The 26,757-nt window shown below is 61.9% G+C and carries 24 protein-coding genes and 1 other RNA gene; 10 read left to right on the top strand and 15 right to left on the bottom strand.

Features of this window, described 5'->3' with window-relative positions:
* Window positions 1-25: 25 nt before the first annotated feature.
* From dksA to dapF, 6 genes are all read right to left on the bottom strand, one after another.
* Window positions 26-1,165, bottom strand: a complete 1,140-nt coding sequence (gene dksA / locus ABWV89_RS06430; RefSeq protein WP_502903162.1) for an RNA polymerase-binding protein DksA — start codon at window positions 1,163-1,165, stop codon at window positions 26-28.
* Window positions 1,166-1,516: 351 nt separating this feature from the next.
* Window positions 1,517-2,590 (bottom strand): CobW family GTP-binding protein, encoded by a 1,074-nt coding sequence (locus ABWV89_RS06425; protein ID WP_353395353.1) that lies wholly within the window; start codon window positions 2,588-2,590, stop codon window positions 1,517-1,519.
* Between the two features lie 90 nt (window positions 2,591-2,680).
* On the bottom strand, window positions 2,681-3,118 hold the full coding sequence (locus tag ABWV89_RS06420; RefSeq protein WP_353395351.1) for a DsrE family protein: 438 nt from the start codon (window positions 3,116-3,118) through the stop codon (window positions 2,681-2,683).
* Between the two features lie 60 nt (window positions 3,119-3,178).
* Complete coding sequence (locus ABWV89_RS06415; protein ID WP_353395349.1) at window positions 3,179-4,201, bottom strand: tyrosine recombinase XerC; 1,023 nt, start codon at window positions 4,199-4,201, stop codon at window positions 3,179-3,181.
* Between the two features lie 31 nt (window positions 4,202-4,232).
* Window positions 4,233-4,943, bottom strand: a complete 711-nt coding sequence (locus ABWV89_RS06410; RefSeq protein WP_353395347.1) for a DUF484 family protein — start codon at window positions 4,941-4,943, stop codon at window positions 4,233-4,235.
* A 77-nt stretch (window positions 4,944-5,020) separates the two neighbouring features.
* A complete protein-coding gene (dapF, locus tag ABWV89_RS06405) occupies window positions 5,021-5,896 on the bottom strand; it encodes a diaminopimelate epimerase (RefSeq protein WP_353395345.1) in 876 nt (291 codons plus the stop codon).
* 197 nt (window positions 5,897-6,093) lie between these two features.
* On the opposite strand from dapF, the gene ABWV89_RS06400 reads away from it, so the two are divergent.
* From ABWV89_RS06400 to ABWV89_RS06365, 8 genes are all read left to right on the top strand, one after another.
* Window positions 6,094-7,095, top strand: coding sequence for an ABC transporter ATP-binding protein (locus ABWV89_RS06400; RefSeq protein ID WP_353395343.1), 1,002 nt, complete (start codon window positions 6,094-6,096; stop codon window positions 7,093-7,095).
* Between the two features lie 128 nt (window positions 7,096-7,223).
* Window positions 7,224-8,495, top strand: a complete 1,272-nt coding sequence (locus tag ABWV89_RS06395; protein WP_353395342.1) for an ABC transporter substrate-binding protein — start codon at window positions 7,224-7,226, stop codon at window positions 8,493-8,495.
* Window positions 8,496-8,828: 333 nt separating this feature from the next.
* Complete coding sequence (locus ABWV89_RS06390; RefSeq protein ID WP_353395341.1) at window positions 8,829-9,734, top strand: ABC transporter permease; 906 nt, start codon at window positions 8,829-8,831, stop codon at window positions 9,732-9,734.
* A 142-nt stretch (window positions 9,735-9,876) separates the two neighbouring features.
* Complete coding sequence (locus tag ABWV89_RS06385) at window positions 9,877-10,758, top strand: ABC transporter permease (RefSeq protein ID WP_353395340.1); 882 nt, start codon at window positions 9,877-9,879, stop codon at window positions 10,756-10,758.
* Window positions 10,758-11,486: a GntR family transcriptional regulator gene (locus ABWV89_RS06380; protein WP_353395338.1), complete on the top strand. Its 729-nt coding sequence runs from the start codon at window positions 10,758-10,760 to the stop codon at window positions 11,484-11,486. The genes ABWV89_RS06385 and ABWV89_RS06380 overlap by 1 nt, the downstream gene beginning before the upstream one ends.
* Window positions 11,487-11,501: 15 nt before the next feature.
* Window positions 11,502-12,239, top strand: coding sequence for an aspartate/glutamate racemase family protein (locus ABWV89_RS06375; RefSeq protein WP_353395337.1), 738 nt, complete (start codon window positions 11,502-11,504; stop codon window positions 12,237-12,239).
* A 94-nt stretch (window positions 12,240-12,333) separates the two neighbouring features.
* The gene (locus tag ABWV89_RS06370) at window positions 12,334-14,055 is read left to right on the top strand and encodes an MBL fold metallo-hydrolase (RefSeq protein WP_353395336.1); all 1,722 of its coding nucleotides are present in this window, start codon (window positions 12,334-12,336) and stop codon (window positions 14,053-14,055) included.
* Complete coding sequence (locus ABWV89_RS06365) at window positions 14,055-14,861, top strand: metallophosphoesterase family protein (protein ID WP_353395335.1); 807 nt, start codon at window positions 14,055-14,057, stop codon at window positions 14,859-14,861. The genes ABWV89_RS06370 and ABWV89_RS06365 overlap by 1 nt, the downstream gene beginning before the upstream one ends.
* Before the next feature lie 342 nt (window positions 14,862-15,203).
* Here the strand turns inward: ABWV89_RS06365 and rnpB are convergent.
* Both rnpB and ABWV89_RS06355 read right to left on the bottom strand, forming a co-directional pair.
* Window positions 15,204-15,553, bottom strand: an RNA gene (gene rnpB, locus ABWV89_RS06360) — RNase P RNA component class A.
* 31 nt (window positions 15,554-15,584) lie between these two features.
* Window positions 15,585-16,985 (bottom strand): MATE family efflux transporter, encoded by a 1,401-nt coding sequence (locus ABWV89_RS06355; protein WP_353395334.1) that lies wholly within the window; start codon window positions 16,983-16,985, stop codon window positions 15,585-15,587.
* Window positions 16,986-17,167: 182 nt separating this feature from the next.
* Here ABWV89_RS06355 and ABWV89_RS06350 point away from each other — a divergent pair, with 182 nt between their 5' ends.
* Both ABWV89_RS06350 and ABWV89_RS06345 read left to right on the top strand, forming a co-directional pair.
* Entirely contained in the window at window positions 17,168-19,003 is a 1,836-nt protein-coding gene (locus ABWV89_RS06350) for an NAD(P)/FAD-dependent oxidoreductase (protein WP_353395333.1), read from the top strand.
* 130 nt (window positions 19,004-19,133) lie between these two features.
* Window positions 19,134-19,841 carry a glycine zipper 2TM domain-containing protein gene (locus ABWV89_RS06345; protein WP_353395332.1) on the top strand — a complete coding sequence of 236 codons (708 nt, stop codon included), beginning with the start codon at window positions 19,134-19,136 and terminating at the stop codon, window positions 19,839-19,841.
* 128 nt (window positions 19,842-19,969) lie between these two features.
* Here the strand turns inward: ABWV89_RS06345 and htpX are convergent, their stop codons facing one another.
* From htpX to ABWV89_RS06310, 7 genes are all read right to left on the bottom strand, one after another.
* A complete protein-coding gene (gene htpX / locus ABWV89_RS06340) occupies window positions 19,970-20,836 on the bottom strand; it encodes a protease HtpX (protein ID WP_353395331.1) in 867 nt (288 codons plus the stop codon).
* Window positions 20,837-20,956: 120 nt separating this feature from the next.
* Complete coding sequence (locus ABWV89_RS06335) at window positions 20,957-22,351, bottom strand: glutamine synthetase family protein (protein ID WP_353395330.1); 1,395 nt, start codon at window positions 22,349-22,351, stop codon at window positions 20,957-20,959.
* A gap of 38 nt (window positions 22,352-22,389) precedes the next feature.
* Window positions 22,390-23,202: a DUF3025 domain-containing protein gene (locus ABWV89_RS06330; RefSeq protein ID WP_353395329.1), complete on the bottom strand. Its 813-nt coding sequence runs from the start codon at window positions 23,200-23,202 to the stop codon at window positions 22,390-22,392.
* A gap of 6 nt (window positions 23,203-23,208) precedes the next feature.
* A complete protein-coding gene (gene pyrC / locus ABWV89_RS06325) occupies window positions 23,209-24,252 on the bottom strand; it encodes a dihydroorotase (protein ID WP_353395328.1) in 1,044 nt (347 codons plus the stop codon).
* 38 nt (window positions 24,253-24,290) lie between these two features.
* A complete protein-coding gene (locus tag ABWV89_RS06320) occupies window positions 24,291-25,226 on the bottom strand; it encodes a LysR substrate-binding domain-containing protein (protein WP_353395327.1) in 936 nt (311 codons plus the stop codon).
* A 33-nt stretch (window positions 25,227-25,259) separates the two neighbouring features.
* Window positions 25,260-26,030 carry a tetratricopeptide repeat protein gene (locus tag ABWV89_RS06315; protein ID WP_353395326.1) on the bottom strand — a complete coding sequence of 257 codons (771 nt, stop codon included), beginning with the start codon at window positions 26,028-26,030 and terminating at the stop codon, window positions 25,260-25,262.
* A gap of 65 nt (window positions 26,031-26,095) precedes the next feature.
* Window positions 26,096-26,755, bottom strand: a complete 660-nt coding sequence (locus ABWV89_RS06310) for a TetR/AcrR family transcriptional regulator (protein WP_353395325.1) — start codon at window positions 26,753-26,755, stop codon at window positions 26,096-26,098.
* Window positions 26,756-26,757 lie beyond the last annotated feature (2 nt).

Here is a 26,757-nt window from a genome sequence, read left to right as displayed (position 1 = left end):
CGGGTGACCGGCTGCGGGCAATCGATCAGTCGCCAAACATCTTCTGCTTGAGCTCGCGACGCTGCTGGGCCTCAAGAGACAGACTTGCAGTGGGGCGAGCCATGAGTCGGCCAACACCAATGGGCTCGCCCGTCTCGTCGCAATAACCATAGTCGCCCGCATCAATGCGCGCAATGGCTTGTTCAATTTTCTTGAGCAGCTTGCGCTCACGGTCGCGTGTACGCAACTCCAGGGCGTGCTCCTCTTCAATCGTTGCGCGATCGGCAGGATCGGGGACGACAACGGTGTCCTCGCGCAGGTGTTCGGTGGTTTCGCCAGCATTGGCCAGCATGTCCGCCTTGAGCATCTGCAGTTTGCGACGGAAGAAAGCGAGCTGAACATCATTCATGTACTCGCTGTCAGGCATGGCCTGAATGTCCTGGTCAGTCAACTCTTCGACAGGAACAGACTTCCAGTTGTTGGCCCGTTTGGGGTCTTTCTTCACAGCGGTAGGCAGGGGAGGAGTCATCAATCGTTCAGGTGTATGGGAAAACGTGACCTTGGGCGCATCGGGAGCATGTGAAGGCACCACTTCCGGCTGCATCATTTGCTCCATCATGACCCGTTTTGCGGCTCGTTTACCCAGAGGTTTGGGAGTAGGCGTGACAGATTTTGCGTTTGCTGGCACCTTGGTCTTCTTGGCGGCAGCTTGTGTATCGGCAGTGGTACGTCCAGCCTGAGGCTGGGCTTTCACCGCCGCTTTTCCGGGTGTTTTGTCGGCCTTGGGCGCGACCTTGGCAGCGGGCTTGGACACAGATTTCTTTGCCGGCGCAGCCTTGGGAGCCGCGACCTTCTTGGCCACCGGCGTTTTCTTGGCTGGCGCAGCCTTCTTCGCTGGTGCCGCCTTCTTGGCAGCAGGCGCTTTCTTGGCCGCGGCTGCCTTCTTCGCCGCAGGCGCAGCCTTCTTGGCTGGCGCGGCTTTCTTTGCCGGTGCCGCCTTCTTCACTGGTGCTTTCTTGGCAGGTGCAGCCTTCTTGGTGGCCGTTACCACCTTTTTGGCCGGCGCCTTCTTGGCCGCAGCACTTGCTTTGGCCTTCGTCTGGGTGGTAGAGGATGACGCGCGCCCCGATTTGGCCTTTTCAGCAGGCTTGCTGGACTTGCTTGTCTTACGAGCGGGGGCTTTCACTGCGGGTCTCCTCTCAGATCCTGAAATGGGCTCGATATCGCGGATTGGTACGCTCTTGCGGGCAAGGAATCTTGCCTGCCTGAGCCCTGTCGTCAGTCGGTCTGACGCTCATGTGGTTATACCCGCTTTATGGCCTGGCCCATCGCTGGGCGGATTAGGGTTAACGCTTTAGCGCTCACCCCAAGAACTTGGGCCGCGATTTTAGCGATGTCAGCCGGTTTGGCAGCTTTCATTGACTCCGCAGTGCCCGTTTTTTGTGGAGGATTGGCCACAAAACGCACATTCTAGCCCTGCAATGTCGCTTGAGCACCACCAAATTCGTGACTGAGATTCGAAAAGTGCCTCAAATGTTCACTCGGGCAAAAGAGCCTGATCCAGGCCTTGGACCAGGATGTCTTTGGGCAGGTCGATGCCGATGAAAACCATGCGGCTTTCCCTGGTCTCATCTGCTCCCCATTCTGGCCCGAGGTCGCTGCCCATCAGCTGGTGCACTCCCTGGAAAATCACCTTGCGGTCGGTGCCCTTGAGATCGAGGACGCCCTTGTAACGCAGCATGCGGGGGCCATAGACCTGTACCACCGCCCCCAGAAACTCCTCCAGCTTGGCCGGGTCAAACGGCCGTGTCGCCCGGTACACAAAACTCTTGACGTCGTCATCATGGTGGTGGTGATGCCCGTGTCCATGGTCATGGTCATGCGAGGGATGGCTGCAATGCTCACCGTGCTCGTGATCATGGTCATGGTCATGGTGGTGATCATGATCATCGTCGGCCTTGAGGAAGTCCGGGTCGATATCCAGCTTGGTGTTCAGATTGAAGCCTCGCAGATCGAACACTTCGTCGAGCTTGACGTCGCCAAAATGCGCTGCACGCATCTTGGTGCGTGGGTTCATGTGTTTGAGACGGTGCTCCAGCGCTTCGAGGTCCTCAGCCGAGACGAGGTCGGCCTTGCTGATGAAGATCTGGTCGGCAAAACCCACCTGACGGCGTGCCTCCTGCCGGTCATTGAGCTGCTGCGCGGCGTGCTTCGCATCCACGAGGGTGATGATGGAATCAAGCAGGTATTGCTCGGCGACCTCGTCATCCATGAAGAATGTCTGGGCAACAGGCCCCGGGTCGGCCAGCCCGGTGGTTTCGATGACCACGCGCTCAAAGTCGATCTCGCCCTTGCGTCGCCGTGTGGCCAGATCGGCAAGGGTGGCACGAAGGTCATCGCGAATGGTGCAGCAGATGCACCCGTTGCTCATCTGGATGATGTTTTCCTCGGTGTCCTCAACGAGGATGTCGTTGTCGATGTTCTCTTCGCCAAACTCGTTCTCGACCACTGCAATCTTTCGCCCATGGGCCTCCGTCAGGACACGTTTGAGCAAGGTGGTCTTGCCTGAGCCGAGAAAGCCGGTGAGGATGGTGGCGGGGATCATGGACATGGTGATTCGGAAACAGTAAGAAAACGATTCATCAAAAACAAAGCGCCGGAAGCCTTGCGGCCATCCGGCGCTGGCTGGCCTCAGGCCGGGTCAGGGACGCACGTAGGCGAAGCCTTCTTTGGCCTGGAGGTTGGCCACTTCGGCCACACCCGAGGGTACAACCTTTGCCTCGAGCGCCACTCTGGCGGGGTCAATTTTCCTGGCCACCAGTGTGTTGTTGCAGACGCGGAACTCAACCCCTCGAGCGGCCAGGTCGCCAATACTGCCAGAGAATGGACTGCCTTCCGGCGTTTTCGCGCCTTCGAGCAAGAAGTCGATCCCCTTGCCGTGAGCGACCACGACAATTTTCACCGTCGGGTCCGCGTTGAGGTGATTGTTGATGTTGCGCAGACCCTGCGACGCCTGAGCCACTCCGTCTGCAAAGTGATAGACCGCCTTGACGGCTCCGTCTGCCGCCTGCGCCATGGAGGAGGATGCCAAGACCAAGCCTGCAGCCACCAGTTTGAGGAAGTTCGTCACACGCTTCATGATGTCGTCTCCAAATATCAGTTATTAAAGATATGGCGATTAATATCGGCAAGCAGCATCCTACCGATTCCCGGAGAATTTGCCATCCTTTTCTTCCCTTGCCGGGGCGTCCATGGCTTCCGGTGACCCTCCGCCCCGAGCCTGGGCCCGCGGGTGTGCCGCGTCGTACACCTTGGCCAGGTGTTGGAAGTCGAGCCGCGTGTACACCTGGGTCGTGCTGATGCTGGCATGCCCGAGCAGTTCCTGCACGGCGCGCAGATCACCACTGGACTGCAGCACATGACTGGCATAGGAGTGCCTCAGCATGTGAGGGTGAACCGGTGTCACCAGCCCCGCCTGCACAGATCGCTGCTTCAGCCGGGTCCGTATGTACTGAGGCGACAGGCGTTTGCCACGCACACCGACAAATAAAGCCGTATCCAGGGTTTTGAGTCCGGCGCGCACACCCAGCCACTCCCTGAGCGCATCCAATGCAGCGGTGCCCACAGGCACTGCCCGACGCTTGTTCCCCTTGCCTGTCACATGGGCCACGCCTTCGTCCAGGTCAATCCAGCCGCTCGCGGTTGGCCCGGCCTGAACATCGAGCGCTACCAGTTCGCCAATGCGTAGCCCGCACCCATACAACAGCTCCACGATGCAATGGTCTCGTGCATCCAGCGCCGGGTCGCCCGGGGTGTCGCGGAAGCTGGCCAGTTGCACCGATTCGTCCACCCCCAGTGCTTTGGGCAATGGCTTGCCGGATTTGGGGGCTCGCACGTCCTGAACGGGGTTGTGCGAAATCAGGCTCTGCCGCCCCAGCCAGGTGAAGAAGCCACGCCAGCTCGAAAGAGTGAGCGCGATGGTTCTGGGGCTGCGGCCGCCAGAGTGAAGCGCCGCGACCCACCTTCGTATGTGGTGACTGCTCAGCGCACGCATATCGACCTCGGCCTCCCGGACCTTGGTCAGCAATACGGACAGCGCGTCCGCGTAGAGTTGGCAGGTCCGGTCGGCCAGCCGCTTTTCAACTGTCACATGCTGAAGGTAGGCATCGACAAGCTCAGCATCACTCAACTCGGAGAGAGGCTGGGCAGGTCCGGCACTCATGTGAGACCTGCCATGGCGCGATTGACAGGCCTCAATCCTGCGCCGCCACTGCTGGAAGCAGCCGGGTCAGTGCTGCACTGGCAAAAACGCCAATGCGCTCCAGAAACTCGGTGCCCATGTCCGCCACAAAGCGGTTCTCGTCGTCGGAGGCCAGCACAAGAAGGCCGAACGTCGTTCCATCGCCTCCTTCCCCTTGCTCGAGTCGAAGGGGAATGAGCGCGAGAGAGGCGGCGGTATCCGGGCTGACCAACCAGTTGGCAGCCTCGAGACCGGGGTTGCTTCCGCAGTAAGGCTGCGCCAGAGAGCCGGCAAATGCCTGCACGTCTTCGCTGACATCCTGGGCAAATGGAGCGCCTGCATGTTCGTCAGCCACTTGCCAGAGGCGGATCGCCACCTGAGGCACCTGAAACAGCTCGGTGAGCTGGTGCGCGATCTCGGCTGGCAGATCGGCGGCGTCCCTTGTCAGCAACAAGGCCTTGGTCCAGGTCTGCAGGCGGGAGGCAATGGCGGTGTTCTCCTGACCATGACGGATCATCTCGGCCGAACGCAACTCCAGGCCACGAATCTTCTCCCTCAGGAGTTCAGCCTGGCGCTCCAGCAGGCTGACCGCGCGGTTGCCATGGGGACTGGTGAGCTGGATGGCAGCCAGCGTGGCAGCATGCCGCTCAAAGAAGTCGGGCGTATTGACCAGATAGTTGGCGATATCGTCTTCTGTGATCGGTGAGAGTCCTGCTTGAGTCATGTGCTTGTGTTCCGTCGTTCGTCAGATCGTCGTCGTTGTGGGAATGGGCCGGATCCTTTGCAGCCTTTGTACTTCTGTCACGCCAGGTCTGGCAGATCAATCTCGCCTTCGAACACCGTGACAGCCGGGCCCGTCATCATCACGGGCCGATCCCAATTCGGCGATTGCTGCCACTCTATCGTAAGTACGCCACCGCGGGTATGCACGTTCACCCGCTCATCGAGCAATCCCAGACGAATGCCTGCCACCACTGCAGCGCAAGCGCCCGTGCCGCATGCCAGCGTCTCACCCGAGCCGCGTTCGTACACCCTGAGCCTGACTTCCCCGCGATCGAGCACTTGCATGAAGCCCGCATTGACGCGAGCAGGAAAAGCCGGATGGCGCTCGATGGCCGGACCCCACTGCAGCACAGGTGCCGTGTCGACATCCTGCACGAGACTGACGGCATGGGGGTTGCCCATGGACACCACTGCCACACGAGCTGTCTCATCACCCGGCAGTGGCAGCAACCATTGTTCAAATTCGCCCATGGGCTCGGCCGTCAGGCCGGTGCTGTCGAAAGGCACCTGTGACAGCTCGAACTGGGGCGGCCCCATGTCGACAGTCACACGGCCGTCGTTGTTCATGTGCAGGCTCAGCTCGCCGCGCTGGACCTTGACCTTGACCGGGTTGCGCGCGCTCAGGCCCTTTTCCTGAACGTAGCGCACGAAGCAGCGCGCGCCATTGCCGCAGTGCTCGACCTCGCCACCATCCGCGTTGTGGATCACATACTCGAAATCGACTTGGGTTGATGGAGCCGGTCGCACCGACAGTATCTGGTCGGCGCCCACGCCAAAGCGCCGGTCTGCCAGGAACCGGTATTGGGCTTCGGTCAGATGCAGCAGGCCCTGGGTCTCGTCGAGGACCACAAAATCGTTGCCAGCGCCTTGCATCTTGGTAAATCTCAGTCGCATCCCTGCATTATCCCGCTTTGCGGACATGGACTGACTTGCGCCGCCTGACGGTGCATTCGCACCGGATCGAGGAGCTCAAGCCACAAGACCCCCTTGATTGCGCACAAAACCAGTGCTGTTTTGTACACAATTCCCTCTCAACACGGGCTCACATCAGCCATTTCAGGCTGGCACGGCTTATGCGTTCGCCCCAGCGCATGAATGCAAACAAGGCATCTTCAGCGGTTGAACTTGTCTCCCTGACCAAGCGCTATGACGACGGGGAGCCGGCCGTCGACCAGATCAGTCTGCGCATAGAACCAGGGAGCTATTGCTGCCTGCTCGGTCCCTCGGGTTGCGGCAAGAGCACCACGCTGCGTATGGTGGCAGGGCACGAATTCGCTACCAGCGGGGATGTACTGCTCGACCACCGCAACATCACCTGGCTACCTGCTGCTGAGCGCGGCACAGCCATGATGTTTCAGAGCTTCGCCCTGTTTCCTCATTTGAGCGCACTGGACAACGTGGCCTTCAGCCTGAAGATGAAAGGTGCGTCAAAAACCGAGCGACATCACAAGGCCAAGGACTTGCTCGAACGGGTCGCGATGGGACATCTTGCCCACCGCAAACCTGGCGAACTGTCAGGGGGACAGCAGCAACGAGTGGCGCTGGCTCGCGCCCTCATCACCCAGCCCCGGGTTCTGTTGCTGGACGAGCCACTGTCAGCACTGGACCCGTTCCTGCGAATCCAGATGAGAGCCGAACTGCGCGCCTGGCAAAAGGAGCTGGGCCTGACGTTCATTCATGTGACCCATTCGCAGGAGGAAGCCATGGCACTGGCCGACCTGATGGTTGTCATGAACCAGGGGCGCATAGAACAGGCCGGCACCCCGCACGAGGTCTACAACCGTCCAGCGAGCGAGTTTGTCGCCCGCTTCATGGGCGGCCACAACGTCGTGCACACCAATGGTCAGAAGTTCGCCGTCCGAAATGACCACATGCGCATGTCACCGGGAGGCACTTCCGATGGTCTGCCGGCACGCGTCACGGATATCGAGTATCAGGGCATCTATGTGCTGGTCGGTCTTCGGGCGCAGGACGAGATGGGCGATCAAGAGGTATCCGTCATGGTGCCCGAAGCCCAATGGGCCGAGGCGCCCGTTGCCCTGGGGGAGCACGTGAGCCTGGGCTGGACGCCAGCGATGGCCCATGGCTTGTGATTGTCTGACTCGCCGCCTCTTCCCTGGACCACGCGAAGCCGGCTTTCCGCTTTCCCTTTCCCTCGTCCTTCTTCTCCTGTTCACTTTTTCCACTTTTCTTCCACCTCAGTTTTCACGGAGTGATGACCATGACTGATCAGAAACGCGACCCACGCCCAGGCCTTCAGCGCCGCACCCTGCTTCAAGGCACTGCCGGCATACTGGCCACTGGCCTGGCGCCTGCCATTCATGCCCAAGAGAAAATTGTGCTGCGCTACCTGGGCACCGCGGTGAACCAGGACAAGGCCATTGCCGAGAAATTCATGGCGGACACCGGCATTGAGATCAAATACGTTGCCGTGACCACCGACGAAGTCACCAAGCGCGCCGTCACCGCCCCGAACAGCTTCGACCTGATCGATACCGAGTATTTCTCGCTCAAGAAGATCGTACCGACCGGCAACCTCAAGGGCATTGACACCAAACGCATCAAGAATTCGGACAAGATCACCACGCTGTTCACCAAGGGTGAAGTCGGCGGCAAGATGGTGGGAGATCAAGGCACCGCACCCAAGAAGGTGATGAACCTCGAAAGCGAGAAGAGCAAGGCATTCTCGGCCGCACCAACCGAGTACATGACGCTCATTCCGACGGTCTACAACGCCGACACGCTGGGCATTCGCCCGGATTTGATCAAGCGGCCCATCAGCTCATGGGCAGAACTCCTGAACCCCGAGTTCAAAGGCAAGGCTGCGATTCTGAACATTCCGTCGATCGGCATCATGGACGCGGCCATGGTGGTGGAAGCCATGGGCATTCATAAATACGCCGACAAGGGCAACATGACCAAGGCCGAAATCGACCTGACCATCAAGACCTTGATCGAAGCCAAGAAGGCCGGCCAGTTCCGCGCGCTGTGGAAGGACTTCAACGAGTCCGTCAACCTGATGGCATCGGGCGAAGTGGTGATTCAGTCCATGTGGAGCCCGGCCGTGACCGCCGTGCGCACCAAGGGCATCGACTGCGTGTTCCAGCCGCTGAAAGAAGGCTATCGCGCCTGGGCTGCTGGCTTCGGCGTGCCTGCCACGTTGTCGGGCCGCAAGCTCGACGGCGCGTATGAGTTCATCGACTGGTTCCTCGACGGCTGGGCAGGCGCCTATCTGAACCGCCAGGGCTACTACAGCGCCGTGCTCGACACCGCCAAGGCCAAGATGGAGCCGTACGAGTGGGCCTACTGGATGGAAGGCAAGCCGGCCGAGCAAGACATCAAGAGCCCCAATGGCGACGTGCTGGCCAAGAAGGGATCCGTGCGCGACGGCGGCAGCTACGAGCAGCGCATGGGCGGAATCGCTTGCTGGAACGCGGTGATGGATGAGAACGCGTACATGGTGCGCAAGTGGAACGAGTTCGTCGCGGCTTGATAGACCCACCCCCGCCGGGCTTCGCCCGTCCCCCTCAAGGGGGCGGTGCGTGGCGGACCGGGGGACCCGGATCCGCCGCACCCTCGGCTCGGCGCTGGAAGGCCAACCCTGACTTCGTTGCTCCATGCAAATGATGAAGGAACGCACCCCCGCCGGGCTTTGCCCGCCCCCCTCAAGGGGGCGGTGCGTGGCGGACCGGGGGACCCGGATCCGCCGCACCCTCGGCTTGTCCACGCCGCCTCACTTGAGGCGGCTTTGGGCGGGACGACGTGGCTACGCCGTCGCCCATTCGATTCGCCGTTGAGATCGACTGTTAACACTCAAACGCTGTCCATGAGCGCTTCTTCTGCCACCCGCCAACCCGCCAAGGGCATTGCTGCCTGGTGGCAGGCGCTGCCGTTCTCGGCAGTGTTTTTGCTGTTCTTCCTGATTCCGCTGGCTTTGGTGGTGATGGTGAGTTTCTGGGAGTACAACGAGTACGAGATTCTTCCGGCGTTCACCTGGGCCAACTACGCTGACATTTTTCAGGGTTGCGGCTCTCTGACCGACAACGGTGATCTGTGCGTCACGCTCTCGACCTATCTGTCCACGCTCAAGTTTTGCCTGATTGTCTGGTTCATTACCCTGGTGCTGGGCTTCGCGGTCGCCTACTTTTTGGCGTTTCATGTGCAATCGGCCACCATGCAGACCGCCTTGTTCGTGCTGTGCACGGTGCCTTTCTGGACGTCCAATGTCATCCGCATGATTTCGTGGGTGCCCTTGCTGGGTCGCAACGGCCTGGTCAACCAGACCTTGATGAGCATCGGCATCGTCGATACGCCCATTGAGTGGCTTCTGTTTTCTGATTTTTCAGTGGTGCTCGCCTTCGTGCACCTCTACACCATGTTCATGATCGTGCCCATCTTCAACAGCATGATGCGCATCGACCGCAGCTTGCTCGAAGCGGCCAGCGACGCAGGCGCCAGCGCCTGGCAAAGCTTGTGGAACGTGGTGATCCCCTTGTCCAAGACCGGCATCATCATCGGTTCCATCTTCGTCATCACCATTGTCATGGGCGACTTCGTGACCATCGGCGTCATGGGCGGCCAGCAGATCGCATCGGTGGGCAAGATCATCCAGGTGCAGACGTCCTACTTGCAGTTTCCACTGGCGGCGGCGAACGCGGTGATTTTGCTGGCCGTGGTGCTGATGATCATCTGGGCCCTGACCCGCATGGTCGACATCCGAAAAGAACTATGACCACCCCCGTCACTTGCTCACTTCGCGCGCCCGCATCCCCCCTCAAGGAGGCGCACCCTGCGGCCCGGCAAAGCCGGTTCCGCGGGAGTCTGGAGGTTACGTTGCGCCACTCGAATAGCACAGCCAGCTGGAAGCTTCTCTGATGCAAGTTCGTCCAAAAGGATTCTGGCCACTCGCTGCCGTCTTCACCTCGTTCGTGCTCTTTCTGTACGGGCCGATGTCGGTGATTTTTGTGCTGTCGTTCCAGGGGCCGGAGGGCGGCCTGACCTTTCCGCTGCGCGGCTGGTCCGTTCACTGGTACGAGCAGTTGGCCGAAGGGTTGGGCACAGTGGACATTGGCTCGGCCTTTGTGCGCTCACTCAAGCTCGGCGGCGCCGTGATGGTGCTGACCATTGCGCTCTCCGTGCTGGCGGGCCTGGCGTTTCGCAAACGTTTGCGGGGCGGCAACACGCTCTTCTACGTGACGGTGGCAAGCCTGATCATGCCGTCCATCATCGTCTCGCTCGGCATTGGTTTGCAGTTCCGTCTGCTCGATGGCGTGTTCAAGACGGTGCTGGAATGGGTGGGTGCAGAAAACGCACTGGCCGAATACACCACGGCATTGGGCCTGTTCACATCGGCACTGGGCGCACACCTGACCTGGACGCTGCCCTTCGGGCTGCTCATCATGTTCGCGGTGTTCAACCGTTTCAACCCAGCCTACGAAGAAGCGGCTCGCGATCTGGGTGCTACGCACTGGCAGACGTTCCGGCATGTGGTCATGCCATTGATCGCGCCTTCCGTGGTGGGTGTCGGCATGTTTGGCTTCACGCTCAGCTGGGACGAAATTGCCCGCACCTCTCAAGCCATCGGTGACGTCAATACGTTGCCGCTGGAGTTGCAAGGCCTCACCACCACGGTGACCACGCCAGCCATCTACGCACTGGCTACCATCACCACGGTCGTGTCATTGCTGGTGATGGTGCTGGCGGTGGGACTTGCCAGCGGCCTCGCACGCCGCTCCAGAAGACGAGGAGGTGCCTGATGCCAGCATCCTCACGCGTCAAAAGCGCCGCCAGCTTCACAGATGAGCACATCTACCAGGAGCTCATCACGGCGATTCTGGATCACCGCCTCGTGCCGGGCACCAAGCTGGTGGAAGACCGGCTGGCTGAAGCCTTTGGCGTCTCCCGTACCCGCATCCGGCCAGTGCTGGTGCGGTTGGCCAACGAGCAGGTGGTCACGCTCATCCCCAACCGTGGCGCCACCATCGCGAAACCCACGCGCCGGGAGGCCGAGGAAGTCTTTGAGGCACGGCGCTTGATCGAGCCCACCCTGGTGGAACGCTTCGTGGCCAATGCCCCTCGATCCGCGGTTCAGTCACTCTCACGCTGCATCCAGATGGAAGAGTCCGCCCGTGCCGCCGGTGACTTCAAGCGAGCCATTCGTCTGTCAGGCGAATTCCATTTGCTGATTGCAGAATCGGCCGGCCAGGAGACGCTGGGGCGCATGTTGCGAAAGCTGGTCTTTCGCACCTCGCTCGTCCTCATGGCTTACGGGCCGAAGCCCTCCAGCGAGAGCCAGGGCGAGAGCGCCTGTGGTTGCGACGAACACCGCGCCTTGCTGGCCGCCATTCGCCTGGGTGACGGCAAGGAAGCGGGGAAGCTCATGACGAGACACCTCATTGCACTGGAAGCCACCCTGAGCAAAGACGATTCCTGTTCTGATGAAGAATCGCCGGACGACTGGACCCGCGCACTGACAGAAGCCTGAGCTTGCCTGGCCACCATGAAGCAGTTGCTCATCATCAACCCCAACACCACAAGCTCGGTCAGCGAGCGCATGCGGGCCCATGCTCAGGCCCTGGCAGGTGAACGCGCCCATGTGACGGTGGCCACCGCCGCGTTCGGCGCACGCTACATCGCCAACGAGGCCAGCTACGCGGTCGCCGCCCATGCTGCGCTGGACACCTGGGCGGGCGCCCTGGCCGAACCGCCATTCGCACAAACGCCGCCGGATGCGGTGCTGATTGGCTGCTTTGGCGACCCAGGCCTCTTCGCGCTGCGTGAGTCTTCTGCCGTGCCGGTATCGGGGCTGGCGGAAGCCAGCTTTCTGAGTGCGGCAGCGCTGGGCCGTTTTGCCATCGTCACCGGCGGTGAACGCTGGGCCCCCATGCTCAGACGGCTGGCGCAAAACCTGGGTATGGGCGAGCATTTGACAAGCATCGTCACGGTAGCGCCCACAGGAGCAGAGCTGGCGGCGGACCCATCAATGGCGCAGCGCGAGCTGGGGCGAGCGTGCCAACAGGCGGTGTCGAGCGGCCCCGTCGACGCCATCATCCTCGGCGGTGCCGGCCTCGTGGGCATGGTGCCGCTGGTACAAGACAGCGTGCCGGTCCCCGTGCTCGACAGTGTGCTGGCCTCGGTTCAGCGGACCATCGATGAAGAGCTCCCGCCTCCCGTCAGACCGAGCAATGGCTTCGATGCCGAGTGGACCTCGCTGCCGCCCCACATGAACCGGCACTGAAGCGTCCACAAAGCCCGAGCGCGGATTGCGCTGCCTGTCGTCTGAGCGTCAACCCTTGATGCACGGACATCGACTCTGCCGCACAATGGTCGGCATGGTTCGACACTCCCAACGCCTCCACGCACCGCGCCACGCGGTTGCTCCCCGCCCTGCCGCCACCGTCCTGCTGCTGCGCGACAGCACAGACCCGGACAAACCTGGCATCGAGGTGCTGATGACGCGCCGCTCAGCGACGGCGAGCTTTGCACCCGGTGCGTATGTGTTCCCCGGTGGCGGCATCGATAGCGCCGACCACCAGGTCCACGCCATGGCCAAGCGCCGTCCCGGACAGAGCGATCTCCACCTGACACAGGCCATTGCCGCCATTCGGGAGAGCTTTGAGGAACTGGGCGTTTTGCTGGCTCGCCACAAAAACGGCAGTGCAGTGAGACATGCTGAGGTCGACGCGCTCGACCGCAAAAAGCCCCTGTTCCCCCAATGCGAAGCGCAGGGCTGGACGCTGGACACCGAGCGAGTGTTTGTCCTGGCCCATTGGGTCACCGACCGTGATCTGCCCAAACGCTTCGATGTGCCGTTTCTCGTCGCCCCCATGCCTGACGGGCAAGTACCGGTGGCGGACGAATCCGAGCAGTTTGAACCGGTCTGGGTGCGGCCGTGTGATGCGCTGGAGCGGCACAAGGCACGCCAGTTCTTCATGATCTTCCCCACCATCCGCACGCTAGAGCGGCTGACGCCCTTCAACAGCGTGCAGGCCGTGCTCGACGCCTGTGCCCAGGACGAATCGCCTCTTTGGACGAGCTGCCCGCGTGCCGGAACGTTGGCGGGCAAGGAAGTGCGATACATGGAAGACGAGCCGCCCTTTGGTGAGCTGGCCCTGGTCTGCCCCGATGGCCAGATGGACCATGCGCTCGATTGGCAGCACCAGGAACCCGTGCGCCTCACGCGCAACGTGCAGCGCCTCACCGCAGGAAACCCCGGCGTGATGACCGGCCCTGGCACCAACACCTACATCGTGGGCGACCCAGCCACCGGCCACATCGTGATCGACCCAGGGCCGGACGAGCCCGAGCACATCGACCGCATCTGGCGCGCGGCCGGCGGCGACATCCGCAACATCGTCTGCACCCATTCGCACCCCGACCACTTTCCCGGCGCGCCCACCCTCGCTGCCCTGTGCGAATCAGCGGGCAAGCCACGGCCGCCCATTCTCGGGCTGCCCAGCGCCCCCACGGCGCGCGCCGCCAGCGAGTTCACACCGGATCGCACCATCGAAGACGGCGAGCGTCTGGTGCTGCAAGGCACATCCGCGCAAGGCGAAGTGGTTCACACACTGCAATCGGTCCACACGCCAGGCCATGCGGCCAACCATGTGTGCCTCGTCCTGGAAGAAGACGGGCTGCTGTTCTCGGGCGACCACGTGCTCAACGGCAGCACCACCGTCATCGACCCGCCCGACGGCAACATGGGCGACTACCTCGATTCGCTCGACCGGTTGACGCAGCTGTGTGCCCAATACCAGATCGATTTCATTCTCCCAGCGCATGGCCATGTGCTGGGCGACATTCGGCTTGGCAATGAGAACCCGTACGGGCAGCCGGACGGCGGCGCCCACGCGGCCATTGCACACCTCAAAGCCCACCGCCTGAAGCGCGAGGCCAAGGTCGCAAAAGCCATGCAAGCCATCCCCGACGGCAGCATGGACGATTGGGTGAAGATCGCCTACGACGATGTGCCCGATCGGCTCTGGCCCGTGGCCAAGCGGTCAATGCTGGCCCATGTCGAGCACATCCAGAGCATGGGTGGCTTCAACGCCTGATGCGCATCGCGTTCGTCTCCGACATCCATGGCAACCTGCTGGCCTTGCAGGCCGTCCTGGATGATCTGAAGCGCCGGGGCGGTGCCGACCTGATCATCAACCTCGGTGACATCGTCAGCGGCCCACTGCAGCCCGAAGAGACGGCGCAGTTCCTCATGCAGCGAACCGACTGGATCCATCTGGCTGGCAATCACGAGCGCCAGACCTTGACGCTCGCCCGCGAACGCCAGGGCGAGACAGACCGGTTCACAGCGGACGCATTAAGCGAATCCAGCCGCCGATGGCTGGACAGCCTGCCGGGCAAGCCCACCGAATTTCTTTGGCGACAGGGTGGGCGCATGCCCAAGCTGCCCAGCGACGTCGCCATTTGCCATGGCAGCCCACGCAGCGATTTGGAATACCTGATGGAAACCGCCGAGGGTGAAGTCGTGCGGCAGGCCACACCGGACGAATTAACCTCCCGCCTGGGGCAACATGTCTCCAGCGACATTCAGCTCCTCGCCTGCGGCCACACCCATGTGCCCCGAACTTGGGATGTGAGCGAATCCTTGCGCCTGCTGAACCCGGGCAGCGTCGGCCTTCCGGCCTATGACGACGATGCGCCCATGCCGCTCTCGCGTTATCACCGCGTGGAGAACGGCAGCCCGGACGCCCGTTACGCCATTGCCAGCCAGGCTGCAACAGGGCATTGGCAAGCCGAGTTGCTCGCCGTGCCCTACGACCATGAAGCCATGGCGATCCTGGCCGAACGCAACGGCAGAGCGGACTGGGCCCACGCCCTGCGCACAGGTTTCATGCCCCGATAAACATCACCTCGCCGACCGAAAGAAGTTCCACCGCCGGGCCGTCCCAAGGTGAAACGCGCCCCCTCGGGGGGCTGAGGTCTGCGGCTCAAAGCCTGCCTGCGCAGGCTTGGACAGACCGAAGAGCCATGGCCTCTGGCCGTGGCGCGGCCTGCAAGGCGCGGACGCATGCGCAGCGGCGGAGCGTGGGGGCCAACAGTTTCACCGCTGGGCCGTCCCAAGGTGAAACGCGCCCCCTCGGGGGGCAGCGACCCGCGCAGCGGCGGAGCGTGGGGGCCAACATTACTAGCGTGGGGGCCCATAGAAAAAGCACCGGGCGCTTCCGCCACGGTGCTCTCTGAATTAAATTGAAGCCTGCCTGTACGCCGGATTCTGTGCACGCAACACCCTCTTGCGAAGGCATTGCGCGTGACCGCCATTCCTCTGGGCCGGGGGTCGCCCACCCGGCTCGGTGCTACCTACCCGCCAGCTCCGCGGAGCCACGTCAACGCTGGCCTATTTGGTATTGCTGCGCGTAGAGATTGCCCGTTTCACCCGAACTGAATCGGCTCGTCTCTGTTGCTCTGATCCTCACCTTAGAACCCTTGCGGGTCGGTCGGTGGAGAGGTGTTACCTCCTACGCTGCCCTGTGCAGTCCGGACGTTCCTCCAGTGCCGCCTTTCGGCGATTGCACCAGCGACGGTCCAGCAGGCTTCACCTCCAATTGTAGGGCCTGCCGGCAAGGACTCAGACCAGGCGCCGGATCTCACGGTGGCGCCAAACGCCCTGATAGAACCCGCCTTGCATGAGCAGCATGCATACGTAGGCCACAGGAATCGCCATCCAGATACCTTCGAGCCCCAGCTTGGCATCCAGCCAATAGGCCGTGCCCATTTGCACCACCGCAATACAGAAGATGGTGATGAGCATGGGGATGATGACTTCACCGCTGGCGCGCATGACGCCGCCAAAGACGCCCTGAAAACCGAACACCAGCAAGCTCCACAACATGATGTGCAACAGGTGCTGCGCCGTTTCCAGCACTTCGCCCTGCGTCAGGAACAAGCCGAGGAACAGACGGGAAAGCGCATAGCCCAGCACGATCAGGCCACCGGTGATCATCAGGTTGAGCCACAGACCGGTCTTGAGAATGCGGCCAAGCCGCTCCGAGGCGCCGGCACCGATCGCCTGCGACGCCAGGATGGAAGCCGTGATGGCAATCGAAAGCGCCGGGAACTGGATGTAGTTCACCACTTGCGTCACCGCCCCATAGGCGGCGGTGGCGTCCGAACCATGCCTGTTGACCAGATTCAGGATCAGCAGCTCCGACAAGGAGATCACCACCATCTGCACACCCGTGGGCAAGCCGATCTTCAGCACCCTGCCCAGGATGTCGCGGTTGGGCCGGAAGGCGGCGAAGAATTTGCGATTGGGCGCCATCACATGGCCCATGCGCCGCAGGCGGATGGCCAGAAACACCAAGGCAGACACCATGGCCACGAAGGTCGCCACGGCAGCACTGAGAATGCCCAGCTTGGGCAAGCCCAACCAGCCCTGAATCAGGGCTGGCGTCAGCACCAGTCCTACCCCCGTGGACACCAGAAGCGCCAGCAAGGGCGAAATGGTGTCGCTCACGCCGCGCAGCAGCTGGGTGAACAAAATGAAAACCAGCAGCACGGGCATGGTCAGCATCATCAGCCGCGCATAAGACAGCGCTCCCTCCAGCACATCGGGCGGCGTGCCCAATGCCTCCATGGCCGGCCGCGCAAAAATCACCCCCAGCACGGCCGCCAGGCCACCGATGATGGCGCCCAGGCTCAATGCCGTACCGGTGATCGCCCTCACCTTGCCCGGCTCTTGTGCGCCCCAGGCTTGCCCGATGAGCACGGACGCACCCGCGCCCAGACCGATCACCAGCGACACAAAGAAAAACACGATCGGGAACATGCCGGCCACCGACGCCAGAGCGTGCGTGCCCAGCATCTGCCCGATGAAAATGCCATTGAGCGTGCCCGACAAACCTTGCAGGATGTTCGACAGAATCATCGGCACCAGAAACATCACATACACACGCCACAGCGATGGTGGCTTGCTGGGCATAGGTGAGGCAGGTGTGGTGCCGGCGGCGACGCGATCGGGAGAAGTCATGGACTCTATTGGATACCTGCTGATGCGTCCCGTCTTGAACCGTGGCGACAGACCCTGACGGCGGTCATACCATCGAGCAGGAAACGAGCAATCATCGCCGATCTGTGTACAAATTCGATCACCAGGCGTCGTGTCGAGCGACAATATGGCCTTCGCTGCTTGATCAACACAAGCCCGACGCCATGATCCGACTCTCTGAACTCAAACTCCCGCTCACCGAGGTGCCTTTCGAGCACCGTCGCGCCGCCGACGCGCCAGCCGAAACCGACGACGACCGCCTGCCGCCACCGCACCCGGAAGCCGCTCTGCGCCGTCTGGCAGCCCAGGCGCTGGGTGTGGACGCCAACGCTATCCAGACGCTTGACGTTTTCAAGCGCAGCTTTGATGCCCGCAAAGCCGACCTGCTGGCGGTGTACATCGTCGACACCACCCTCACGGACCCTGCGCTGGAACCCAGGCTGCTGGCTGAGCACGAGAAGAACCCGCACATCCAGTCCACGCCCGACATGGCGTGGGTCGCCCCCGCGCAGGCGCCTGCCGGATGGCCTGCTCATGAAAGCCAGCGCCCCGTGGTGGTGGGCCTGGGCCCTTGCGGCCTGTTTGCCGCGCTGACCCTGGCGCAGATGGGCTTCAAACCCATCGTGCTGGAGCGCGGCAAGCCCGTGCGACAGCGCACCAAAGACACCTGGGGCCTGTGGCGCAAGAAAAACCTGAACCCGCAGAGCAACGTGCAATACGGCGAAGGCGGCGCGGGCCTGTTTTCGGACGGCAAGCTCTACAGCCAGATCAAAGACCCGAGGTTTCTCGGCCGCAAAGTCATGGCCGAGTTTGTGGATGCTGGCGCGCCGCCGGAAATCCTGTATGTCGCCCATCCCCACATTGGCACCTTCAAGTTGGTCAAGGTCGTGGAAGCCATGCGGGAAAAGATCATCGACTTGGGCGGAGAGATCCGCTTCGAACACCAAGTGGAAGGTCTGGTCATGGGCCCGGCCGCCGACCAGGAACACGCCCAGGCCATCACCCACCTGAGGGTCCACCGACTGGACACCGACGAGCACATCGAAATGCCCGTGAACCAGGTGGTGCTGGCACTCGGTCACAGCTCGCGCGACACCTTTGCCCACCTGCACGACGCTGGTGTGCACCTGGACGCCAAACCGTTTTCCGTCGGGTTTCGCATCGAACACCCACAAGGCGTCATCGACAAAGCCCGCTGGGGCAAGCACGCAGGGCATCCCCTGCTCGGTGCAGCCGACTACAAGCTGGTCCACCACGCCAAGAACGGCCGTGCGGTCTACAGCTTTTGCATGTGCCCTGGTGGCACCGTGGTGGCCGCCACGTCCGAACCAGGACGCGTGGTCACCAATGGCATGAGCCAGTACTCGCGTGCCGAGCGCAATGCCAATGCCGGCATGGTGGTCGGTATAGACACTGCAGACTTCCCCACCGACTTCCCTGCGGACACCCCCCTGTGGCAGCAGGCATTCGGCGAAGCCGATGGCGCGCGTTATGCCGCTGAAGCACAGGACTGGAAGGCGCAAGGCAAGGTACATCCGCTGGCGGGCATTGTGTTGCAGCGTCAGCTCGAATCCCGCGCCTATGTGCTGGGCGGCTCCAGCTATGAGGCGCCCGCGCAGACCGTGGGTGACTTCCTCAAAGGCCAGCCATCTGAGAAGCTGGGCGAGGTTCGACCCTCTTACAAGCCCGGCATCCACCTCGGCGACCTGGCCCCGGCCCTACCGGCCTACGCCATTGAAGCCATGCGCGAGGCCCTGCCCTTGTTTGGCCGCAAGATTCGCGGCTATGACATGCCCGATGCCTTGCTCACCGGCGTGGAGACCCGCACCTCAGCCCCGCTGCGCATCACACGTGGTGCAGACCTGCAAAGCCTGAACACCGCCGGCCTATACCCAGCCGGCGAAGGCGCAGGCTACGCGGGCGGCATCCTCTCGGCGGGCGTGGACGGCATCAAGGTGGCTGAGGCCGTGGCCCGGCAGGCCATGGCCACCCAGAGCTGAAACGCGTTGTTTCGCCCGCACCGCCTGTAAACCAGTTGTTACAACTGGGTCGCCAGCTTTACATGCGCCCAAAGCGCGGTTGACACAAGGCTCTGACACTGGAGTCTCCAACAACCTCTTGGAGTCATCCATGAAAAGCTTGCTTCAAAAACCTGTTCTCGCCCCCGTTGCCATCGGTCTGATCGGGCTGGCCAGCGCTGGCCTGGCACAGGCACAGCAAGAGCGCGCCCGTGTCGTCAGCAGCACCCCCATCGTTCAGCAAGTGGCCGTGCCACAGCAGGTCTGCCAAGACCAGACGGTGCGAGTGCGTGGCCAGACATCCGGAGCAGGCGCCATCATGGGTGGTATTGCGGGCGGTGCCATGGGCAATGCCATTGGCGACGGCAACGGTCGCGCCGCTGCCACGCTGATCGGTCTGGTCGGTGGCGCCATCGTGGGCAACCACATTGAAGGCCGTGGCCCCGATCGCTATGAGACGGTGCGCAACTGCAGCACGCAAACCAGCTATCAGAATCAGGTGGTGGGCTACGACGTGACCTACCGGTACGCCGGTCGCACCTACACGATGCAGACCCAGGAAGAGCCTGGCCGTTACGTGTACGTGGATGTGACGCCTGTCTCCAGCTACCAGGTACCTGCCCCTGTGGCTGTGCAACCTGCTGTGCAATATGCGCCGCCCCCGCGACCTGCCGGCATCACCTACATCAATGCCGAGATCCTGATGGACAACACGCCTGACCGTGATGAGCGGCACCACCGCCATCATCGCCATCATCGCCATGACCGCCATGACCGCCATGACCGCCATGACCGCCATGAGAGCCGCTATCAGTACTGATAGCTGACATTTGAAACGGCGGCTGGGCTGGATCCTATCGGCCAACCAAGCAAAAGGGCGCTCCAGAGAGCGCCCTTTTCTCTTTGCCGCGTGGGCGATGTGTCTACCGCCACGCGAAGCCTACGCCATCACAGATTCTGCAAGGCAGCAATCCGCTCTTCCATCGGAGGGTGTGTGGAAAACAGTTTGCCCAAGCTGCCGGCAATGCCCATGGCCTGCATATTCTTCGGCAGCTCCCCTGCTTGTAAGCCGCCTAGGCGGGCCAGTGCATTGATCATGGGCTGGCGGTTACCCATCAGTTGCGCCGAGCCGGCATCGGCGCGGAACTCGCGCTGACGACTGAACCAGGCCACGATGATGGCGGCCAGAAAACCCAGCACCACGTCCAGCACAATGGTCGTGAGCATGTAGCCGATACCAGGCCCGCGGCGCTCCCCGCCACGGCTGAGGAAAGCGTCGACCGCGTAGCCGATCACGCGACTGAGAAAAACAACGAAGGTGTTCATCACGCCCTGAATCAGCGTCATGGTCACCATGTCACCGTTGGCCACGTGTGCTACCTCGTGGCCAATGACAGCCTCCACTTCATCGCGGGTCATGCTTTGCAGCAGGCCGGTGGATACCGCCACCAGTGCCGAGTTCTTGAAGGCGCCAGTCGCAAACGCATTGGGCGCCCCGTTGTAGATCGCCACCTCAGGCATACCGATACCGGCCTTCTCGGCAAAACGCTGCACGGTCTGGACAATCCAGGCCTCATCCGCCGTGCTCGGCTGGTTGATGACCTTGGCGCCGGTACTCATCTTGGCCATGGTCTTGCTCATCAGGAGCGAAATGATGGCGCCGCCAAAACCAATCACCAGCGAGAACACGGCCAGCGCGGGCATGTTCAGTCCGTTCGCCGTCAGGTAGCGGTCCACGCCAAGCAATCGGGTGGTGATCAGCAACACCGCCATCACCGCGAAATTGGTCAGCACAAACAGCAAGATGCGTTTCATGGGAACTCCAGAATCCGAAAGAAGACCGAGAAAGAAAAGGTCAGACCCCATCATATTGGGGTCTGAACGTCCGGGTTTCAAGCCAGGGCAATCTGCCCGACGCCTGCACAGCAGTGGCTGTCACACCTGCGGGAGCAGATAGCGCCGCTCCCAGGTGGTCACCTCGCGCATGAAATGCTCATGCTCCATTTGCTTGACGCAGAGGAAGGCGTGCACAAAGCGGTCGCCCAGCAGGCGGCGCACATGCGAACTGCTGCCCATCAGATCCATGGCGATGGCCAAAGTTCTGGGCAATTCCCGCGGCTGCACGTAGCTGTCATCGTTCTCTGGCGCACGCGGCCGGATTTTCTCCCGCATGCCGGCCAGCCCCGCGGCCAGGGATGCGGCCATGGCCAGGTAGGGGTTCGCATCGGCCCCGGCCAGCCGGTTCTCCACGCGGCGCGCGGCAGGAGAACTGTCGGGCACGCGCAGGCTCGATGTCCGGTTTTCATGGCCCCAGTCGAGATTGATCGGCGCCTGGCTACCCGCCACATAGCGCCGATAGGAGTTGACCGTCGGTGCATACACCAGCATCAGGTCAGGCGTATAGGTCTGCAAGCCACCGATGAAATGGTAGAACGCTTCACTGGGTGACCCATCGGCCTGGGAGAAAATGTTGTTCCCCTGCTTATCTACCACGCTCTGGTGCAGGTGCATGGAGCTGCCAGCGTCGTTGGCCAGCGGCTTGGCCATGAAGACGGCGTTGAGGCCATGTCGCAATGCCAGCTCCTTGGCCGCCACCTTGAACAGGAAGGCATGATCGGCCATCTGCAGGGGGTCGCCGTGCATCAGATTGATCTCAAACTGACCCTGACCGACCTCGTGCACCCAGGTGTCCCGCTGGATACCCAGTGTGTCGAGTGCGGCACCAAACTCGTCCCAAAAAGGCGCCAGCTCATTGATCTGGTTCAGGCTGAAGGCCGAGTGTCCTACCTCTGGGCGAAGCCCACGACCCACCGGTGGCAGCAGACCATGCGCAGGATCGTTGCTGGCCTGCACCACGTAGAACTCGATTTCGGGCGCCACCACGGGTTTGAGCCCCAGCGCAGCGTACTGCTCCAGCACGTGTCTGAGCACGGATCGCGGAACGAAATCGCAGTACCCGCCCGTGAGCTCGACGCCGTCGTGAATGGCGAGGTAGCGTGGCACGCTGGCCCAGGGAGAAGGCCGCAGCGTGCTCATGTCAGGCACCAGGCGAATGTCCGGGTCGGACTCCGGAAACACCGGGTCATGAGAGTATTCGCCCGTGACCGACTGCATGGGGATGGCCTGTGCGATGCGCATTTCCATGCCCTGCGCAAAATGGCGTGCCGACTGCAGCTTACCTCTGGGGTAGCCCGTGATATCGGCAAACAGGCATTCCACCTCGCGAATGCGCGACTCGTCAAAATGCTTGGCCAAGGCCTCACGGTCTTCTGCAGAGTCGCGAAGATTGAGATGGCCCCACGAAGGAGAGACAGCGGAGAGCAAGGACATGACAGGTTAGGCCCGAGCAAGAAATGAAAGGGTGGACGTCAGCGGCCAGCTTGCACCGCAGGTCTGGGCGGACGAAACACCGAACGATCGGCGTAGTATGCAGCGTCTTCGTTTTCTTCGCACCAGCCCGGCAGACCCATGACCGGCAAAGGCGTAAACGGCTTTGCTGCCAGAACGGAGGCATCCAGCGACCCGGCCAGCCATGCGTCCCAGGCGCTCAGGTCCGACCCCAGCGAAAGTGGCACTTTCTGTCGAAACACATGCGCCGTGATGGACTTGTACGGCTCCACCAGCTTCTCCAGCAAGGCATGACCGAACAACACGATGCGCGCCTGCGCCCACAACGGCCGAAGCTCGACAAACGCCTTGACCCAGTCGCGGGCCAGCAAAGCCTCCCAGAGGGTATCCGGCGCTTGCAGCAATGCCGCGTTCTCGTCAAAAACAGTGATGGCATCCCTGACGGGGCCACGCCTTGACTGCACGCCATCCGCCTGAATTTGCGCCGCCTGCAAGCGGTTAAGACACAACTTGGTACCCGGAAACCGCATCCAGATCAAGGCATTGAAAAAATCATGCAAGCCTTCCCGGGTCGGTACCTGCCGGGTTTGGAAGATGAAACTCTCATAAGCCTGTCCCTCGGGAAGTGCTGTCTGGGGCACAAAGCTCGGGCCGGTCCAGGCAGGGTAAGCCTGGGCCACATGCATGGACAGCGCTTCGGGCAGAAGCCTGCCCGCATGGCAGGCTTCTGCCACGGCTTTGCCGTCTGTGCGGACATCATCGAACCAGGGTGACTGCCAGTTGCCAACGCCCCACCCATCAACGTCAGTCTTGGCTTCCCCGCCTCCCTGCATGCGTGATCAGCTCTCCATGCGCCAGGGCAGGGACTCGCCAGAGCGAAGCGGTTTGAGCTGAGCTTCCCCAAACGCGAACTCGGCATCTGGCGTCCAGGCCTCGCGGCGCAACGTGATGGTGCCCTGGTTGCGCGCAAGCCCATAGAAATCCGGACCATGGAAACTGGCAAATCCTTCAAGCCTGTCGAGGACGCCGGCAGCATCAAAGACTTCGGCATACATCTCGATGGCCGCATGGGCGGTGTAGCAACCGGCGCAACCTGTGGCATGCTCCTTGAGATGCGCCGGATGGGGCGCGCTGTCCGTGCCCAGAAAAAACTTGGCATTGCCGCTCGTGGCGGCAGCCACCAGCGCCTGGCGGTGCACCTCACGCTTGAGCACAGGCAGGCAGTAGTAGTGGGGCCGAATGCCGCCCGTGAAGATGGCATTGCGGTTGAACAGCAAGTGATGGGCCGTGATGGTGGCACCCAGGTTGGCGTCTGCTTCGGCCACATACTGGGCCGCGTCGCGCGTCGTGATGTGCTCCATCACAATCTTCAGGCCCGGGAAGTCCTTGCGCAGAGGGGCCAGTTGCTGCTCGATGAAGATCGCTTCCCGGTCAAACAGGTCTATCTCGGGCGAGGTCACCTCGCCGTGCACCAGCAGCAACAAACCCGCCTTCTCCATGGCTTCCAGGGTGGCGTATGTCTTGCGGATGTCGGTCACTCCGGCATCGCTGTTGGTGGTGGCGCCGGCCGGATAGAGCTTGCAGGCGACCACGCCGGCGTCCTTGGCGCGCCGGATCTCTTCGGGTGGCAGGTTGTCTGTGAGATAGAGCGTCATCAGTGGCTCAAAAGCCAGGCCGGCCGGCACAGCGGCCAGGATACGCTGCTTGTAGGCCAACGCCTGCTCAGCCGTCGTCACCGGCGGCTTGAGGTTGGGCATGATGATGGCCCGCCCAAATTGGGCAGCTGTGTGCGGCACCACCGTATGAAGGGCGTTGCCGTCACGGACGTGCAGGTGCCAGTCGTCCGGGCGGGTAATGGTCAGGGTGTCGACAGATGCGTTCATGACAGCATTGTCTCAAATGCCGGCGCTCCTGGCTCAGATCAGGCAGGCGGCTGTTCGTTCAGCGCTTCCTGATGGGCTCGCAACTCATTCCAGAACACCTCCAGTGCCGGTTTGGGCTTTCGGGGGCTCTTGCGCTCCCGGTAGATGCGAATGTCCAGAACAATTTCGTACCCTTCGCCAGCGCGCACCAGCCGCCCGGTGCGCACCTCGTTGCGCACGGCGCTTTCGGGAAGAAACGCGACGCCATGGCCTTCCAGGGCCATCGCCTTGAGACTCTCAGCCATGTCGGTTTCATAGATGCGGTTCAGAAACACAGGCTCACGCCCCTGCTTGAGCATTTGCTCCACGGCCCGCCCCATGTAGGCCACATCGGAATAGGCCAGATAGGGCAAAGGGCTTGCCGCCGTCCCCGGCAGAGCGTGCTTTGGCGCCCCCTGCGCGTTGGGGCGCACATAGGGTGAAAGCACCTCGTTGCCCAGTTGCAGCATCTCATAGTGCGTGGTGTCCAGCGGAATGGGCTGATTGGCCAGATGGTATGAAATGAGCACGTCACAACTGCTCTCCACCATGCGCAGTACCGCATCGTGCACATTGGACGCCATCAGCTTGCTTTTGATTGGCGTGATGTGGCCGCGCAACCCGGACAACCACCCCGGAAAGAATGTGAAGGCCAACGTATGCGGCACTGCAAACTCGATCGTGTCCTGCCCTGTGGTTCGGTAGGCCCGCACCATGGAGCGCGTGGTTTGCAGGCTCCGCAGCAGCTCCAGTGACTGCTCGTACAGAACCTGACCAGCCGCCGTCAGACGCGTAGGGTAAGAGGTCCGGTCGACCAGGTCGGTACCCGCCCAGGCTTCCAGGGACTGGATACGGCGCGAGAACGCTGGCTGGGTTACATGCCGCAATTGCGCCGAGCGGCTGAAACTGCGTGTTTCAGCCAGACTCACAAAATCCTCAAGCCACTTGGTCTCCATGGCATGGATTATGCGCCGGCCCGAGGAGGTTGCTCAGCCCGCCAGATCTGCCCGGATCGATTCCACGTACAAAGCCTCCATGGCATCCGCCGGTTCGTACGACTCCGCCCGCTGGCGCAAGCTCTCTGCCTGGGTCAGGCCATTCTCGCCTTCGACCATGAGCCACCCTGCCGCACACTCATGCAAGGTGATCAGCGACGGACAGAGATCCAGCGCCTTGCGGTACAAGGCCATGCCCTCGACCTGGTTGGCTCCATAGGTCATGCCCCCCACCAGACTGCCCACCTTGTCGATCACTTCGGCATGAAACCGGGCAAGCGCCAGGTGCGCATTGGGGTGCCTGGGTGACAAACGAATCGTCTCGCGCAGGGACCGGACAATGCGCTCGCCCAGACCCTGAGCCAGCCCTTTGGCCACGCTCACCCCCTGGCTGAATCGCCCCAGAGCGTACGCATGCCAATACCAGGCGTTGGGGTTGCCAGGTTCGTCGCGCTGCTGCAGCAGCGCTCGCTCGGCGACCTCGATGAGCATGTCCAGCCGGCGCTTCTCTGAAGGCTCGACATAGGTCGCGTAAATACAAGAGGCCTGATTGGCCAGGGTCATGCCCTTGAGCCCGAGGGAGAGCCCTTTGCGAGCTGCCGCCTCGAAATCGCCGTTGTGGTAGCTGACCCAGCCATCGAGTAAAGCCTCATGGCTCGGTAGCGGCTCCAGGTCCCCGCTGTGCAGGCGCTGCCACTGCGCGCGAACCCGGCCAGCGGTATACACCTCGGGCGACCGACATTTGCTCTCTGTCCAGTGTTCCATGCGGTTGTCTCCTGTACTTGCGTCGTTCATCCTCCCCGCACTGCTGAACGAATCTTCCAACAATTTCAGTCAGGCACCTGGTAAGCCCCCGTCAGTTCCATCAGGTGCGTTCTCTGTGCCGGCTCCATATAGGGAGACAGCAGACCCAAAACCTGACCAGCACCCCGCAGCAGAGATCGCTCCGCGTTCTCGTCTTCCAGCGCGTGCCGGGGATCGCGCACATACTCGTAGCTCAACCAGTAAGTCAGCACCACCACCATGTTGTTGGCCAGCGGCGTCATTTCACGGCTATCCATGTCGACTGCACCGGCCAGACGCATAGCATCCAGCATGGCACGAAAGGCATTGACCTTGTGTTTGAGTACCTCCTGCAGCCGGGTCTCCAGCAAGCGATTGCGGGAGAGCAGGTCGTTGAGATCGCGATAGAGAAACCGGTACGCCCAGATGATCTCGAACTGCGAGTGCAGGAAGAACCAAGCATCCTCGACGTTTCGCACTCCCTCTGCCGCGCCCAGCAGCTCTTCCATGTCATGCTGGTAGCGGTTGAACAGCGCATTGATCAACTCGTCCTTGGCCGGGTAGTGGTAGTAGAGATTCCCCGGACTGATGCTCATTTCCGACGAGATGAGCGTGGTGGAAACGTTCGGCTCGCCGAAGCGATTGAACAGCTCCAGGCTTGTCTCCAGGATACGCTCAGCGGTGCGGCGCGGGGCTTTTTTGGCCATGA

The sequence above is a fragment of the Hydrogenophaga sp. 5NK40-0174 genome (genome assembly GCF_040372165.1).
Taxonomy (GTDB): Bacteria; Pseudomonadota; Gammaproteobacteria; order Burkholderiales; family Burkholderiaceae_C; genus Hydrogenophaga.
This window is presented reverse-complemented; position numbering and strand designations above follow the sequence as displayed.

Bases quoted from the DNA above. Each gene is read 5' to 3' on its own strand.
- ABWV89_RS06425 (WP_353395353.1), bottom strand. From the start codon at position 2,590: ATGTCCATGATCCCCGCCACCATCCTCACCGGCTTTCTCGGCTCAGGC.
- ABWV89_RS06420 (WP_353395351.1), bottom strand. From the start codon at position 3,118: ATGAAGCGTGTGACGAACTTCCTCAAACTGGTGGCTGCAGGCTTGGTC.
- ABWV89_RS06415 (WP_353395349.1), bottom strand. From the start codon at position 4,201: ATGAGTGCCGGACCTGCCCAGCCTCTCTCCGAGTTGAGTGATGCTGAG.
- ABWV89_RS06410 (WP_353395347.1), bottom strand. From the start codon at position 4,943: ATGACTCAAGCAGGACTCTCACCGATCACAGAAGACGATATCGCCAAC.
- dapF (WP_353395345.1), bottom strand. From the start codon at position 5,896: ATGCGACTGAGATTTACCAAGATGCAAGGCGCTGGCAACGATTTTGTG.
- ABWV89_RS06400 (WP_353395343.1), top strand. From the start codon at position 6,094: ATGAATGCAAACAAGGCATCTTCAGCGGTTGAACTTGTCTCCCTGACC.
- ABWV89_RS06395 (WP_353395342.1), top strand. From the start codon at position 7,224: ATGACTGATCAGAAACGCGACCCACGCCCAGGCCTTCAGCGCCGCACC.
- ABWV89_RS06390 (WP_353395341.1), top strand. From the start codon at position 8,829: ATGAGCGCTTCTTCTGCCACCCGCCAACCCGCCAAGGGCATTGCTGCC.
- ABWV89_RS06385 (WP_353395340.1), top strand. From the start codon at position 9,877: ATGCAAGTTCGTCCAAAAGGATTCTGGCCACTCGCTGCCGTCTTCACC.
- ABWV89_RS06380 (WP_353395338.1), top strand. From the start codon at position 10,758: ATGCCAGCATCCTCACGCGTCAAAAGCGCCGCCAGCTTCACAGATGAG.
- ABWV89_RS06375 (WP_353395337.1), top strand. From the start codon at position 11,502: ATGAAGCAGTTGCTCATCATCAACCCCAACACCACAAGCTCGGTCAGC.
- ABWV89_RS06370 (WP_353395336.1), top strand. From the start codon at position 12,334: ATGGTTCGACACTCCCAACGCCTCCACGCACCGCGCCACGCGGTTGCT.
- ABWV89_RS06365 (WP_353395335.1), top strand. From the start codon at position 14,055: ATGCGCATCGCGTTCGTCTCCGACATCCATGGCAACCTGCTGGCCTTG.
- ABWV89_RS06355 (WP_353395334.1), bottom strand. From the start codon at position 16,985: ATGACTTCTCCCGATCGCGTCGCCGCCGGCACCACACCTGCCTCACCT.
- ABWV89_RS06350 (WP_353395333.1), top strand. From the start codon at position 17,168: ATGATCCGACTCTCTGAACTCAAACTCCCGCTCACCGAGGTGCCTTTC.
- ABWV89_RS06345 (WP_353395332.1), top strand. From the start codon at position 19,134: ATGAAAAGCTTGCTTCAAAAACCTGTTCTCGCCCCCGTTGCCATCGGT.
- htpX (WP_353395331.1), bottom strand. From the start codon at position 20,836: ATGAAACGCATCTTGCTGTTTGTGCTGACCAATTTCGCGGTGATGGCG.
- ABWV89_RS06335 (WP_353395330.1), bottom strand. From the start codon at position 22,351: ATGTCCTTGCTCTCCGCTGTCTCTCCTTCGTGGGGCCATCTCAATCTT.
- ABWV89_RS06330 (WP_353395329.1), bottom strand. From the start codon at position 23,202: ATGCAGGGAGGCGGGGAAGCCAAGACTGACGTTGATGGGTGGGGCGTT.
- pyrC (WP_353395328.1), bottom strand. From the start codon at position 24,252: ATGAACGCATCTGTCGACACCCTGACCATTACCCGCCCGGACGACTGG.
- ABWV89_RS06320 (WP_353395327.1), bottom strand. From the start codon at position 25,226: ATGGAGACCAAGTGGCTTGAGGATTTTGTGAGTCTGGCTGAAACACGC.
- ABWV89_RS06315 (WP_353395326.1), bottom strand. From the start codon at position 26,030: ATGGAACACTGGACAGAGAGCAAATGTCGGTCGCCCGAGGTGTATACC.
- ABWV89_RS06310 (WP_353395325.1), bottom strand. From the start codon at position 26,755: ATGGCCAAAAAAGCCCCGCGCCGCACCGCTGAGCGTATCCTGGAGACA.